Annotated in this window: 11 protein-coding genes; all 11 read left to right on the forward strand. The window is 54.5% G+C overall.

Annotated features, from left to right (window positions below):
- Positions 1 to 3: 3 nt before the first annotated feature.
- On the forward strand, positions 4 to 1,356 hold the full coding sequence (gene rseP / locus ACQG0S_RS04050; RefSeq protein WP_048965722.1) for a sigma E protease regulator RseP: 1,353 nt from the start codon (positions 4 to 6) through the stop codon (positions 1,354 to 1,356).
- 31 nt (positions 1,357 to 1,387) lie between these two features.
- A complete protein-coding gene (gene bamA, locus ACQG0S_RS04055) occupies positions 1,388 to 3,805 on the forward strand; it encodes an outer membrane protein assembly factor BamA (protein WP_022647109.1) in 2,418 nt (805 codons plus the stop codon).
- Positions 3,806 to 3,928: 123 nt separating this feature from the next.
- Positions 3,929 to 4,423 (forward strand): molecular chaperone Skp, encoded by a 495-nt coding sequence (skp, locus tag ACQG0S_RS04060; RefSeq protein ID WP_006810039.1) that lies wholly within the window; start codon positions 3,929 to 3,931, stop codon positions 4,421 to 4,423.
- A 3-nt stretch (positions 4,424 to 4,426) separates the two neighbouring features.
- Positions 4,427 to 5,452: a UDP-3-O-(3-hydroxymyristoyl)glucosamine N-acyltransferase gene (gene lpxD / locus ACQG0S_RS04065; RefSeq protein ID WP_048965723.1), complete on the forward strand. Its 1,026-nt coding sequence runs from the start codon at positions 4,427 to 4,429 to the stop codon at positions 5,450 to 5,452.
- Between the two features lie 104 nt (positions 5,453 to 5,556).
- Complete coding sequence (gene fabZ / locus ACQG0S_RS04070) at positions 5,557 to 6,012, forward strand: 3-hydroxyacyl-ACP dehydratase FabZ (protein WP_003856165.1); 456 nt, start codon at positions 5,557 to 5,559, stop codon at positions 6,010 to 6,012.
- A gap of 3 nt (positions 6,013 to 6,015) precedes the next feature.
- A complete protein-coding gene (lpxA, locus tag ACQG0S_RS04075) occupies positions 6,016 to 6,804 on the forward strand; it encodes an acyl-ACP--UDP-N-acetylglucosamine O-acyltransferase (RefSeq protein WP_003856164.1) in 789 nt (262 codons plus the stop codon).
- Complete coding sequence (lpxB, locus tag ACQG0S_RS04080; RefSeq protein WP_023305467.1) at positions 6,804 to 7,952, forward strand: lipid-A-disaccharide synthase; 1,149 nt, start codon at positions 6,804 to 6,806, stop codon at positions 7,950 to 7,952. The genes lpxA and lpxB overlap by 1 nt, the downstream gene beginning before the upstream one ends.
- Entirely contained in the window at positions 7,949 to 8,545 is a 597-nt protein-coding gene (gene rnhB / locus ACQG0S_RS04085; RefSeq protein WP_022647112.1) for a ribonuclease HII, read from the forward strand. The genes lpxB and rnhB overlap by 4 nt, the downstream gene beginning before the upstream one ends.
- 38 nt (positions 8,546 to 8,583) lie before the next feature.
- Positions 8,584 to 12,066 (forward strand): DNA polymerase III subunit alpha, encoded by a 3,483-nt coding sequence (gene dnaE, locus ACQG0S_RS04090; protein ID WP_023305469.1) that lies wholly within the window; start codon positions 8,584 to 8,586, stop codon positions 12,064 to 12,066.
- A gap of 12 nt (positions 12,067 to 12,078) precedes the next feature.
- A complete protein-coding gene (accA, locus tag ACQG0S_RS04095; RefSeq protein ID WP_003856154.1) occupies positions 12,079 to 13,038 on the forward strand; it encodes an acetyl-CoA carboxylase carboxyl transferase subunit alpha in 960 nt (319 codons plus the stop codon).
- Positions 13,039 to 13,138: 100 nt separating this feature from the next.
- Complete coding sequence (locus ACQG0S_RS04100; RefSeq protein ID WP_426750046.1) at positions 13,139 to 15,271, forward strand: lysine decarboxylase LdcC; 2,133 nt, start codon at positions 13,139 to 13,141, stop codon at positions 15,269 to 15,271.
- Positions 15,272 to 15,286: the final 15 nt, after the last annotated feature.

The raw sequence follows: 15,286 nt of genomic DNA on the forward strand, positions 1-15,286 counted from the left end.
TTTATGCTGAGCATTCTCTGGAATCTGGCGGCGTTCATTGTTGCATTGGGTGTACTGATTACCGTGCATGAATTTGGCCATTTCTGGGTTGCCCGGCGCTGTGGTGTGCGGGTAGAGCGATTCTCGATTGGCTTTGGCAAATCGCTCTGGAAGCGCACCGATAAGCATGGCACCGAGTTTGTCATTGCTCTGATCCCCTTGGGCGGCTATGTCAAAATGCTCGACGAACGCGTTGAGCCTGTCGCCCCGGAACTTCGACATAGCGCGTTCAACAATAAAACTGTTGGCCAACGTGCTGCCATCATCGCTGCCGGACCGGTAGCCAATTTCATCTTCGCTATCTTCGCCTACTGGCTGGTGTTTATTATCGGCGTGCCTGGCGTACGCCCGGTTGTGGGTGAAATCACCACGGATTCCATTGCGGCAACGGCGCAAATTACACCGGGAATGGAACTTAAAGCGATTGATGGTATCGAAACCCCTGATTGGGATGCCGTGAGGTTACAACTGGTTGCGAAAATCGGTGATGAGCAGACAACCGTCAGCGTATCGCCTTTTGGTTCCGACCAGCGGCAGGAAAAAGTGCTGGATTTACGCCACTGGCGCTTTGAGCCAGACAAAGAGGATCCAGTCGCTACATTGGGGATTCGCCCGCGCAGCGCGCAGATCGAGCCGGTGTTAGCCGAAGTACAGTCTAATTCGGCAGCGAGTAAAGCAGGTTTACAAGCGGGTGACAGGATCGTTAAAGTCGATGGTCAGCCATTAACACAATGGATGACCTTTGTTACTCTGGTGCGCGATAATCCAGGCAAGCCGCTCGCGCTGGAAGTGGAAAGGCAGGGGAGTTCGCTCTCACTGACCCTCACCCCGGATACTAAATCGGGCGGCGGTAAGGCGGAAGGGTTTGCCGGCGTTGTGCCGAAAGTGATCCCACTGCCAGATGAGTACAAGACAATACGCCAGTATGGGCCGTTTAGCGCCATCGTTGAGGCCACGGATAAAACATGGCAGCTGATGAAGCTTACGGTCAACATGTTGGGGAAATTGATAACCGGTGATGTGAAACTGAACAACCTCAGTGGGCCAATTTCGATTGCTCAGGGGGCTGGGATGTCAGCGGAGTTCGGGGTGATTTACTATCTCATGTTCCTTGCGCTGATTAGCGTGAACCTGGGGATAATCAACCTGTTCCCGCTTCCCGTATTAGATGGGGGCCATCTGCTGTTTTTAGCGATTGAAAAGCTAAAAGGCGGACCGGTATCCGAGCGAGTTCAAGACTTTAGTTATCGCATTGGCTCGATTTTGCTGGTGCTGTTAATGGGGCTTGCACTTTTCAATGATTTCTCTCGGTTGTAAGAGAGTTAGTTAGGAAGAACGCATAATAACGATGGCGATGAAAAAGTTGCTCATAGCGTCGCTGCTGTTTAGCAGCGCGACCGTATACGGTGCTGACGGGTTCGTAGTGAAAGATATTCATTTCGAAGGCCTTCAGCGTGTCGCCGTTGGTGCGGCCCTCCTCAGTATGCCTGTGCGCCCCGGCGATACGGTTAATGATGAAGATATCAGTAACACCATCCGTGCTCTGTTTGCCACTGGCAACTTTGAGGACGTCCGCGTCCTGCGCGATGGTGATACGCTGGTGGTTCAGGTAAAAGAACGTCCAACGATTGCCAGCATCACTTTCTCCGGCAACAAGTCGGTGAAAGATGACATGCTCAAGCAGAACCTTGAGGCATCGGGTGTTCGTGTGGGGGAATCTCTGGACCGCACAACCCTTGCAGACATTGAAAAAGGTCTGGAAGATTTCTATTACAGCGTCGGTAAATACAGCGCGAGCGTTAAAGCGGTTGTTACACCGCTGCCACGTAACCGTGTTGACCTGAAACTGGTCTTCCAGGAAGGTGTTTCTGCGAAGATCCAGCAGATCAACATCGTGGGTAACCACGCGTTCAGCACCGACGAATTGATCTCCAACTTCCAGCTGCGTGACGAAGTGCCGTGGTGGAACGTGGTAGGCGATCGTAAATACCAGAAACAGAAACTGGCGGGTGACCTTGAAACCCTGCGCAGCTACTATCTGGATCGCGGTTACGCCCGTTTCAACATCGATTCAACTCAGGTGAGTCTGACTCCGGACAAGAAAGGTATCTACATTACCGTTAACATCACAGAAGGCGATAAATACACGCTTTCAGGTGTTGAAGTCAGCGGCAACCTGGCAGGACATTCTGCTGAAATTGAATCTCTGACCAAAATTCAGCCGGGCGATCTGTATAGCGGATCTAAAGTCACCAAAATGGAAGACAGCATTAAGAAGCTGCTCGGCCGCTATGGTTATGCGTATCCGCGTGTGCAAACGCAGCCGGAAATTAACGACGCGGATAAGACTGTTAAGCTTCACGTTAACGTTGATGCGGGCAACCGTTTCTACGTGCGTAAAATCCGCTTCGAAGGTAACGATACCTCTAAAGACTCCGTTCTGCGCCGTGAAATGCGCCAGATGGAAGGGGCATGGCTGGGAAGCGATCTGGTCGACCAGGGTAAAGAGCGTCTGAACCGTCTGGGCTACTTCGAAACGGTCGATACCGATACTCAGCGTGTACCAGGTCGTCCGGATCAGGTGGATGTTGTTTATAAAGTTAAAGAACGTAATACCGGTAGTTTCAACTTCGGTATTGGTTACGGTACTGAAAGTGGCGTGAGCTTCCAGGTCGGCGTTCAGCAGGATAACTGGCTGGGTACGGGTTACTCTGTCGGTATCAACGGGACGAAAAACGACTACCAGACCTACTCTGAGTTCTCCGTTACCAACCCATACTTCACCGTGGACGGTGTAAGCCTGGGTGGTCGTATCTTCTATAACGACTTTAAAGCGGACGACGCGGACCTCTCCTCGTATACCAACAAGAGTTACGGTCTGGATGGTACGCTCGGCTTCCCGGTTAACGAATACAACACCCTGCGTGCAGGTTTAGGGTACGTGCATAACGACCTGTCTAACATGCAACCGCAGGTGGCGATGTGGCGTTACCTGGACTCCATCGGTCAGTCTGCAAGTACGTCCAGCGATGACAACGGTTTCGCCGCGGATGACTTCACCTTCAACTACGGTTGGACCTACAACCGTCTTGACCGTGGCTACTTCCCGACGGAAGGTTCACGCGTTAACCTGAACGGTAAGGTGACGATCCCGGGATCGGATAACGAGTTCTACAAGGTCACGCTGGATACGGCGTCCTACTTCCCAATTGATGACGACCACAAGTGGGTCGTACTGGGTCGTACCCGCTGGGGCTATGGTGACGGTATCGGAAGCAAAGAGCTGCCGTTCTATGAGAACTTCTACGCCGGTGGTTCAAGCACCGTTCGTGGCTTCCAGTCCAATAACATTGGTCCGAAAGCAGTTTACTACGGCGGTAATGACGAAGATAACTGCGCAAGCCGCGATTCAAAACAAGTCTGTAGCTCTGATGATGCGGTAGGCGGTAACGCCATGGCCGTGGCGAGCCTCGAGTTCATCACGCCGACGCCGTTTATCAGTGATAAGTACGCGAACTCTGTCCGTACCTCCTTCTTTATGGATGCAGGTACGGTGTGGGATACCAACTGGGAGAATACCGCCCAGATGCGTGCAGCGGGCGTTCCGGACTACAGCGATCCGGGCAACATTCGCATGTCCGCAGGTATCGCATTACAATGGATGTCACCGCTGGGGCCGTTGGTCTTCTCCTACGCCCAGCCGTTCAAGAAATACGATGGAGACAAAGCGGAGCAGTTCCAGTTTAACATTGGTAAAACCTGGTAATAATCCGCTGCAATGGAATGCGTTGGCAGTGTAGCGCTGACAACCGGCGATCGGTAAAACGGTCGCCTTGCCACGCAAAGAACGGCACCCCTCGGGTGCCAATGGGATGGTAAGGAGTTAATTGTGAAAAAGTGGTTATTAGCTGCAGGTCTCGGTTTAGCGATGGCAACTTCTGCTCAGGCAGCGGACAAAATTGCAATCGTCAACATGGGTAATTTGTTCCAGCAAGTTGCACAGAAAACGGGCGTTTCTGCAACGCTGGAAAACGAATTCAAAGGCCGTGCGAGCGAACTGCAACGTATGGAAGGTGATCTTCAGTCCAAGATGCAGCGTTTACAGCGTGATGGTTCTACCATGAAAGCGAGCGAGCGCAGCAAACTTGAAAAAGACGTCATGTCTCAGCGCCAGACCTTCTCTCAGAAAGCGCAGGCTTTCGAGCAGGATCGTCAGCGTCGTTCTAACGAAGAGCGTGGCAAGCTGGTGACGCGTATTCAGTCTGCCGTTAAAGCAGTAGCAGCCGATCAGAGCATCGATCTGGTTGTTGATGCGAACGCCGTTGCATTCAACAGCAGCGATGTTAAAGACATCACCGCTGATGTTCTGAAACAGGTTAAATAAGTAATGCCTTCAATTCGACTGGCTGATTTAGCTCAGCAGTTGGATGCAGAATTACACGGTGATGGCGATATCGTCATCACCGCTGTTGCGTCCATGCAATCTGCTAAAGCAGGCACTATTACCTTCATGGTAAGCCCTAAGTACCGTGAACACCTGGCTCAGTGCCAGGCGTCTGCCGTTGTTCTGACGCAGGACGATCTTCCGTTTGCCACTAACGCTGCACTGGTAGTGAAAAATCCCTACCTGACCTATGCACGTATGGCCAAAATTCTTGATACCACGCCGCAGCCGGCGCAGAACATTGCAGCCAGCGCTGCGATTGATCCAACGGCTCAGCTGGGTAACAACGTGGCAGTCGGCGCAAACGCCGTTATCGAATCCGGCGTTGTGCTGGGTGATAACGTGGTGATTGGGCCAGGCTGCTTTGTTGGAAAAAATACGAAAATTGGCGCAGGGACTCGTCTTTGGGCCAATGTTTCTGTCTACCATGAGGTTGAGATTGGCGAGAATTGCCTCGTACAGTCCAGCACGGTGATTGGTTCTGACGGATTCGGTTACGCCAACGATCGGGGTAACTGGGTTAAGATCCCGCAGCTGGGTCGCGTGATTATCGGCGATCGCGTTGAGATCGGCGCTTGTACAACCATTGACCGTGGTGCACTTGACGACACCATTATTGGTAACGGTGTTATCATAGACAACCAGTGCCAGATTGCACATAACGTTGTGATTGGCGACAATACCGCAGTTGCGGGTGGTGTTATCATGGCAGGCAGCCTGAAAATAGGCCGTTACTGCATGATAGGCGGTGCCAGCGTGATCAATGGCCATATGGAAATATGCGACAAAGTCACGGTGACGGGGATGGGTATGGTGATGCGTCCCATCACTGAGCCCGGCGTTTATTCCTCCGGTATCCCGCTGCAACCGAACAAGGTATGGCGTAAAACAGCTGCACTGGTGATGAATATTGATGATATGAGCAAGCGACTCAAAGCGATTGAGCGCAAAATCGATCAACAAGACTAAGCGTTCATCCGTTTAACGCTAAATTTCCCGGCCTGTCGGCTTTGTTTATAAACCGGCAGGCCGTGTTATTATTGCTACTTAGTACATTTGACAGGAAGAGTATTTTGACTACTGACACTCATACTCTGCATATTGAAGAGATTTTAGAACTTCTGCCGCACCGCTACCCGTTTTTACTGGTAGACCGTGTGCTGGATTTTGAAGAAGGTCGTTTTCTGCGCGCAGTGAAAAATGTCTCCGTTAACGAGCCATTCTTCCAGGGGCACTTCCCTGGTAAACCTATCTTCCCGGGTGTGTTGATCCTGGAAGCGATGGCACAGGCTACCGGTATTCTGGCGTTTAAAAGCGTAGGTAAACTGGAGCCGGGTGAACTCTATTACTTCGCGGGTATCGATGAAGCGCGCTTCAAGCGTCCGGTCGTGCCTGGTGATCAAATGATCATGGAAGTCACTTTTGAAAAAACGCGTCGCGGCCTGACTCGCTTCAAAGGCGTAGCTATGGTTGACGGCAAAGTTGTTTGCGAAGCGACAATGATGTGTGCGCGTAGCCGGGAGGCCTGATACGTGATTGATAAATCCGCCTTTATTCATCCTACCGCCATTGTGGAAACGGGTGCCATCATTGGCGCAAACGTCCACATTGGCCCGTTTTGTATTGTTGGACCCCATGTCGAAATTGGTGAGGGTACAGTACTGAAATCTCACGTTGTCGTGAATGGTCATACCACCATTGGCTGCAACAATGAGATCTATCAGTTCGCCTCCATCGGCGAAGTTAACCAGGATCTTAAGTATGCTGGCGAACCGACCCGCGTGGAAATCGGCGATCGTAACCGCATTCGCGAAAGCGTCACCATTCATCGTGGTACAACGCAAGGCGGTGGATTGACGAAGGTGGGCAGCGACAACCTGTTTATGGTTAATGCGCATATTGCGCACGACTGTACCGTGGGTAGCCGCTGTATTCTCGCCAACAACGCAACGCTGGCGGGGCACGTATCGGTCGATGATTTCGCAATTATTGGCGGCATGACCGCAGTCCATCAGTTCTGCATCATCGGTGCACACGTGATGGTCGGCGGGTGCTCCGGTGTGGCGCAGGACGTCCCACCGTTTGTGATTGCGCAGGGCAACCATGCCACGCCGTTTGGCGTGAACATTGAAGGCCTTAAGCGTCGTGGCTTTAGCCGCGAAGCGATTACCGCGATCCGCAACGCGTACAAATTGCTGTACCGTAGCGGTAAAACGCTGGAAGAGGCGAAGCCGGAAATTGCCGAGCTGGCGAATAAGCACCCTGAAGTGAAAACGTTCATGGAATTCTTTGAACGTTCAACCCGTGGTCTGATTCGTTAATGGTCGACAGTCGTCCGCTTACTATCGCCCTGGTCGCCGGAGAAACCTCCGGCGATATTCTTGGTGCAGGTCTTATCCGCGCGCTTAAAGCCCGTGTACCCAATGCCCGCTTTGTGGGCGTGGCTGGGCCGCTGATGCAGGCCGAAGGCTGTGAAGCCTGGTATGAAATGGAAGAGCTGGCTGTGATGGGCATCGTCGAGGTGCTGGGCCGCCTGCGTCGCCTGCTGCATATTCGCGCCGATCTTACCCGCCGCTTTACCGACCTCAAGCCCGATGTCTTTGTCGGCATTGATGCACCTGATTTCAATATTACCCTTGAAGGGAACCTGAAAAAGCAGGGGATCAAAACTATCCATTACGTCAGCCCGTCCGTGTGGGCGTGGCGACAGAAACGCGTTTTCAAAATCGGACGGTCCACCAATCTGGTGCTGGCTTTTCTGCCTTTCGAAAAAGCGTTTTACGACAGGTTTAATGTCCCGTGCCGTTTTATCGGTCATACCATGGCGGATGCCATGCCGCTGGACCCTGATAAAAATGCGGCGCGTGACGAACTGGGCATCCCGCATGATGTGCACTGTCTGGCGCTGCTGCCAGGGAGCCGGGGTGCGGAAGTTGAAATGCTAAGTGCCGATTTCCTGAAAACGGCGCAAATTCTCCGCAAGACGTACCCAGACCTTGAAGTGGTCGTGCCGCTGGTGAATGCCAAACGCCGCGAGCAGTTTGAGCGTATCAAAGCCGAGGTTGCCCCGGATCTTCACGTCCGCCTGCTGGACGGGAAAGGGCGGCAAGCTATGTTTGCGAGCGATGCCGCACTGCTGGCTTCCGGCACGGCTGCGCTGGAGTGTATGCTGGCAAAATGCCCAATGGTGGTCGGTTATCGCATGAAACCGTTTACCTTCTGGCTGGCAAAACGTCTGGTAAAAACAGACTACGTATCCCTGCCAAACCTGCTTGCAGGTCGCGAGCTGGTGAAAGAACTCTTGCAGGATGAATGCCAGCCGCAGGCACTGGCTGATGCATTACTGCCGCTGCTGGCCAACGGTAAAACCAGCCACCAGATGCATGATACTTTCCGTGAACTGCATCAACTGATCCGCTGTAATGCTGATGAGCAGGCGGCCGATGCGGTGCTGGAGTTAGCACAATGATGGAATTTATTTATCCCCATACCCACCTCGTTGCCGGTGTGGATGAAGTCGGTCGTGGTCCGTTAGTGGGTGCCGTTGTGACCGCGGCGGTGATCCTCGATCCAGCCCGCCCGATCCCTGGCCTGAACGACTCGAAAAAACTGAGCGAAAAGCGCCGCCTGGCGCTGTTCGATGAAATTAAAGAGAAGGCGCTGGCCTGGAGTCTCGGGCGCGCAGAGCCGGATGAGATCGACGATCTGAACATTCTGCACGCCACCATGCTGGCGATGCAGCGTGCCGTTGCTGGCCTGAAGATTGTGCCTGAGTATGTGCTGATCGACGGTAACCGTTGCCCGGCGCTGCCGATGCCTTCAATGGCTGTTGTTAAAGGCGATAGCCGCGTCGCAGAAATCAGTGCGGCGTCAATCATTGCCAAAGTGACGCGCGATGCCGAAATGGCCGCGCTGGACCTCACTTATCCCGCGTATGGTTTCGCCCAGCACAAGGGATATCCAACGGCTTTCCATCTGGAAAAGCTGGCTGAACATGGCGCAACTGAACATCATCGGCGCAGCTTTGGCCCGGTGAAACGCGCGCTGGGACTGGTGTCCTGAATCAAGACGCAAGCAATTAAGTAACGCGGGATCTGAAGATGGCTGAACCACGTTTCGTACACCTGCGGGTGCATAGCGACTACTCCATGATCGATGGGCTGGCAAAGACCGGGCCGCTGGTAAAGAAGGCGGCCTCGCTTGGCATGCCTGCGCTGGCGATCACCGATTTTACCAACCTGTGTGGCCTGGTGAAGTTCTACGGAACGGCGCATGGCGCAGGATTAAAGCCCATCGTCGGCGCGGATTTCCACGTGCAGAGCGACCTGCTCGGCGATGAGATGACGCAAATTTCCGTGTTAGCCATGAATAACACGGGCTATCAGAACCTCACTCTGCTCATCTCAAAAGCCTACCAGCGCGGCTACGGCGCGCTGGGTCCATGGATTGACCGCGACTGGCTGGCGGAGCTGAACGAAGGTCTGCTGCTGATCTCCGGTGGCCGTATGGGTGATGTCGGCAAATGTCTGCTGCGCGGGAACAACGTGCTGGTGGATCAGTGCGTCTCGTTCTACGAAGAGTATTTCCCGGATCGCTATTACCTGGAGCTAATCCGTACCGGGCGTGCGGATGAAGAGAGCTATCTGCATGCGGCCGTCGCCCTGGCGGAAGCGCGTGGCCTGCCTGTGGTAGCCACCAACGATGTGCGCTTCCTTGAGCCGGGCGATTTTGACGCACATGAAATTCGCGTCGCTATCCACGACGGCTTCACCCTCGACGATCCGAAACGTCCTCGCAACTACTCATCGCAGCAGTACATGCGCAGCGAAGAGGAAATGTGTGAGCTCTTCTCCGACATCCCGGAAGCGCTGGAAAACAGCGTAGAGATTGCCAAGCGCTGCAACGTCACCGTGCGTCTCGGCGAATATTTCCTGCCGCAGTTCCCGACGGGCGACATGACCACGGAAGATTTCCTGGTCATGAAATCGAAAGAGGGCCTTGAAGAGCGTCTGGAATTCCTCTTCCCGGATGAAGCGGTCCGTAAAGAGAAGCGTCCTGAATATGACGAGCGTCTGGATATTGAACTCCAGGTGATCAACCAGATGGGGTTCCCTGGCTACTTCCTGATCGTAATGGAGTTCATCCAGTGGTCGAAGGATAACGGCGTACCGGTTGGCCCGGGCCGTGGTTCAGGTGCCGGCTCGCTGGTGGCGTATGCGCTGAAAATCACCGACCTCGATCCGCTGGAATTCGACCTGCTGTTCGAACGTTTCCTTAACCCGGAACGTGTCTCCATGCCCGACTTCGACGTCGACTTCTGCATGGAAAAACGCGACCAGGTGATTGAGCACGTGGCCGATATGTACGGTCGTGATGCGGTTTCACAGATCATTACCTTCGGTACGATGGCGGCGAAAGCGGTTATCCGCGATGTGGGCCGCGTTCTGGGCCACCCCTACGGTTTTGTCGATCGAATCTCTAAGCTGGTGCCGCCCGATCCGGGCATGACCCTGGCGAAAGCCTTTGAAGCTGAACCTCAGCTGCCGGAAATCTACGAAGCCGACGAAGAGGTGAAAGCGCTGATCGACATGGCGCGCAAGCTGGAGGGCGTCACGCGTAACGCCGGTAAGCATGCGGGGGGCGTGGTTATCGCCCCGACCAAAATCACTGACTTCGCGCCGCTGTACTGCGATGAAGCGGGCCAGCATCCGGTCACCCAGTTCGACAAGAACGACGTTGAATACGCCGGGCTGGTGAAGTTCGACTTCCTTGGTTTGCGTACGCTGACCATCATCAACTGGGCGCTGGAGATGATCAACGCCCGCCGTGAGAAGAACGGCGAGCCGCCGCTGGATATCGCGGCTATCCCGCTTGATGACAAGAAAAGTTTCGACATGCTGCAACGCTCCGAGACGACAGCCGTCTTCCAGCTTGAATCCCGCGGCATGAAAGATTTGATTAAGCGTCTGCAACCAGACTGCTTCGAAGATATGATCGCGCTGGTGGCTCTGTTCCGTCCGGGCCCGTTGCAGTCGGGGATGGTAGATAACTTTATCGACCGTAAGCACGGGCGCGAAGAGATTTCCTATCCGGATGTGCAGTGGCAGCATGAAAGCCTGAAGCCGGTACTGGAGCCAACCTACGGCATCATCCTGTATCAGGAACAGGTCATGCAGATCGCCCAGGTGCTTTCTGGTTACACCCTTGGCGGCGCAGATATGTTGCGTCGTGCGATGGGTAAGAAAAAGCCGGAAGAGATGGCCAAGCAGCGTTCTATCTTTGAAGATGGGGCGAAGAAAAACGGCGTCGATGGCGAACTGGCGATGAAAATCTTCGACCTGGTGGAGAAATTCGCCGGGTACGGATTTAACAAATCCCACTCCGCCGCTTATGCTTTGGTGTCGTATCAAACGCTGTGGCTCAAGGCCCACTATCCCGCTGAGTTTATGGCGGCGGTAATGACCGCCGATATGGACAACACCGAAAAGGTGGTTGGCCTGGTGGACGAGTGCTGGCGCATGGGGCTGAAGATCCTGCCGCCGGATATTAACTCTGGCCTGTACCATTTCCACGTCAACGATGACGGGGAAATCGTCTATGGGATCGGCGCGATCAAGGGCGTGGGTGAGGGGCCGATCGAGGCGATCATCGAAGCGCGTAACAACGGCGGCTATTTCCGCGAGCTGTTCGACCTGTGCGCCCGCACCGATACCAAAAAGCTGAACCGCCGCGTGCTGGAAAAACTGATCATGTCCGGTGCGTTTGACCGGCTGGGGCCACACCGCGCCGCGCTGATGAACTCGCTCGGCGATGCGCTGAAAGCGGCCGATCAGCATGCTAAAGCGGAAGCCATTGGCCAGGCGGATATGTTCGGCGTGCTGGCGGAAGAGCCAGAGCAGATCGAGCAGTCGTATTCCAACTGCCAGCCCTGGCCAGAACAGGTGGTGCTGGATGGGGAGCGTGAGACGTTAGGCCTGTACCTGACGGGACACCCGATCAACCAGTATCTGAAAGAAATTGAGCGCTATGTCGGCGGCCACAGGCTTAAAGACATGCATCCGACAGAACGTGGTAAAATCACCACGGCTGCGGGGCTCGTGATTGCTGCAAGGGTAATGGTCACCAAGCGCGGCAATCGTATCGGCATCTGTACCCTGGATGACCGTTCCGGGCGTCTGGAGGTGATGTTGTTCACCGACGCGCTGGATAAATACCAGCAATTGCTGGAAAAAGACCGCATACTTATCGTCAGCGGACAGGTCAGCTTTGATGACTTCAGCGGGGGGCTTAAAATGACCGCCCGCGAAGTGATGGACATTGACGAAGCCCGGGAAAAATATGCTCGCGGGCTTGCTATCTCGCTGACGGACAGGCAAATTGATGACCAGCTTTTAAACCGACTCCGTCAGTCTCTGGAACCCCACCGCTCGGGGACCATTCCAGTACATCTCTACTATCAGAGGGCGGATGCACGTGCGCGGTTGCGCTTTGGTGCAACGTGGCGTGTCTCTCCGAGCGATCGTTTACTGAACGATCTCCGTGGCCTCATTGGTTCGGAGCAGGTGGAACTGGAGTTTGACTAATACAGGAATACTATGAGTCTGAATTTCCTTGATTTCGAACAGCCGATTGCAGAGCTGGAAGCGAAAATCGATTCTCTGACAGCCGTAAGCCGTCAGGATGAAAAACTGGATATTAACATCGACGAAGAAGTGCATCGTCTGCGTGAAAAAAGCGTAGAACTGACGCGCAAAATCTTTGCCGATCTCGGCGCATGGCAGATCGCCCAGCTGGCGCGTCATCCACAGCGTCCGTACACCCTGGATTATGTCCGCCTGGCGTTTGACGAATTTGACGAACTGGCAGGCGACCGCGCATACGCTGACGATAAAGCTATCGTCGGCGGTATCGCGCGTCTTGATGGACGTCCGGTGATGATCATTGGTCACCAGAAAGGCCGTGAAACCAAAGAGAAGATCCGTCGTAACTTCGGTATGCCAGCACCAGAAGGCTACCGTAAGGCCCTGCGTCTGATGGAGATGGCTGAGCGTTTCAATATGCCAATCATCACCTTCATCGACACACCGGGTGCTTACCCGGGTGTTGGCGCAGAAGAGCGCGGTCAGTCTGAAGCCATCGCACGCAACCTGCGTGAGATGTCTCGCCTGAAAGTGCCGGTCATCTGTACCGTTATCGGTGAAGGTGGTTCCGGCGGTGCGCTGGCAATTGGCGTGGGCGATAAAGTGAATATGCTGCAGTACAGCACCTATTCCGTTATCTCTCCGGAAGGCTGTGCCTCCATTCTGTGGAAAAGTGCCGATAAAGCGCCGCTGGCTGCGGAAGCGATGGGCATCATTGCCCCACGTCTGAAAGAGCTGAAGCTGATCGACACCGTTATCCCTGAACCGCTGGGTGGCGCGCACCGTAAGCCGGAAGTGATGGCTGCTTCCCTGAAAGCGCAGCTGCTGGCAGACCTGGCGGATCTGGACGTGCTGAGCACAGAAGATCTGCTCAACCGTCGTTATCAGCGCCTGATGACCTACGGTTACGCGTAAGCCTCACAATTATCCTAAAAGCCGCACATTGTTGCGGCTTTTTTTATACCTGCCGTTTACCTTAACTATGCTTATCTGATGTTTTTCAAGGAGGTAAACCATGAACATCATTGCCATCATGGGGCCACACGGCGTCTTTTATAAAGACGAACCCATCAAGGAGCTGGAGCAAGCCCTTAAAGCACGCGGATATCAGCTAATCTGGCCGCAAAACAGCGCCGACCTGCTGAAATTCATCGAACACAATCCGCGCATCTGTGGCGTGATATTCGACTGGGACGAATACGACATGGAGTTGTGCAGCGAGATCAATAAGCTCAACGAATATCTTCCGCTGTACGCCTTTATCAACACTCACTCGACCATGGACGTCAGCGCCCACGATATGCGTATGGCGCTGTGGTTCTTCGAATACTCACTCGGCGTTGCCGAGGACATTGCGACCCGCATTCAGCAGTACACCGGCGAATACCTTGATAACATCACCCCGCCGTTTACGCGTGCGCTGTTCACCTATGTGAATGAAGGGAAGTACACCTTCTGTACGCCAGGCCACATGGCGGGAACGGCCTATCAAAAAAGCCCGGTAGGGTGCCTGTTCTACGATTTCTTTGGCGGCAATACGCTGAAGGCGGACGTGTCGATTTCAGTGACCGAGCTGGGCTCGCTGCTGGATCATACCGGCCCGCATCTGGAAGCCGAAGAGTACATCGCCCGGACCTTTGGTGCCGAGCAGAGCTACATGGTGACCAACGGAACCTCGACATCGAACAAGATCGTCGGCATGTATGCCGCGCCTGCCGGTAGCACCCTGCTGATTGACCGGAACTGCCATAAATCACTGGCGCATTTGCTGATGATGAGTGACGTCGTGCCGCTCTGGCTGTCTCCCACGCGTAATGCGCTGGGGATCCTCGGCGGCATTCCTCGCCGTGAGTTCGCGCATGAAGCCATTGAAAATAAGATCGCGGAGATCCCCGAGGCAAGCTGGCCTGTGCATGCGGTGATCACCAACTCCACCTATGACGGGCTGCTTTACAACACGAACTGGATCAAGCAGACGCTGGACGTGCCGTCGATTCACTTTGACTCCGCGTGGGTGCCTTACACCAATTTCCACCCGATTTACTCGGGTAAAAGTGGGATGAGCGGCGAGCGGGTGCCGGGCAAGGTGTTCTTCGAGACGCAGTCGACGCACAAAATGCTGGCCGCGTTTTCCCAGGCGTCTCTCATTCACATCAAGGGCGAATACGACGAGGACACCTTCAACGAAGCCTTTATGATGCACACGACCACGTCGCCGAGCTACCCGCTGGTGGCGTCCATCGAAACGGCGGCGGCGATGCTGCGCGGCAATCCCGGGAAACGCCTTATTAATCGTTCGGTGGAGCGGGCGCTGCATTTCCGAAAAGAGGTTCAGCGACTTAAAGATGAAGCGGACGGCTGGTTCTTTGATATCTGGCAGCCGGAAGAGATTGATGAAGCAGAATGCTGGCCCGTCGCGCCGGGGGAGAGCTGGCACGGTTTTCGGGATGCTGATGCAGACCACATGTTCCTTGATCCGGTTAAGGTGACGATCCTGACGCCGGGCATGGATGAGCAGGGTGTGATGGGTGAGGAAGGGATCCCGGCTGCGCTGGTGGCGAAGTTCCTTGATGAGCGCGGCGTGGTGGTGGAGAAAACCGGCCCCTATAATTTGCTGTTCCTGTTCAGTATCGGGATCGATAAAACCCGCGCGATGGGCCTGCTGCGCGGGCTTATGGAGTTTAAGCGCGCGTACGATCTTAACCTGCGGGTGAAGAACATGCTGCCGGATCTCTACGCGGAAGATCCTGACTTCTACCGCAATATGCGTATTCAGGATCTGGCCCAGGGGATCCACAGGCTGATCCGCCAGCACGATCTGCCGCGCCTGATGCTGCAGGCATTTGATGTTCTGCCTGAAATGAAGCTGACGCCGCACAGGGCGTGGCAGCGCCAGGTGAAAGGGGAGGTTGAAACCATTGAGCTGGAGAACCTGGTCGGGCGGGTATCAGCCAACATGATCCTGCCTTATCCGCCGGGCGTACCGCTGCTGATGCCGGGCGAGATGGTCACCGAGGAGAGCCGGACGGTGCTCGATTTCCTGCTGATGCTCTGTTCGATAGGGCGCCACTATCCGGGCTTTGAGACGGATATTCACGGTACGAAACGCGATGATAACGGCGTGTACTGGGTGAGAGTCCTAAAATAAAAGGGGCCGCTTGTC

This window comes from Enterobacter cloacae complex sp. 418I7, from assembly GCF_050030705.1.
Classification (GTDB): Bacteria; Pseudomonadota; Gammaproteobacteria; order Enterobacterales; family Enterobacteriaceae; genus Enterobacter; species Enterobacter intestinihominis.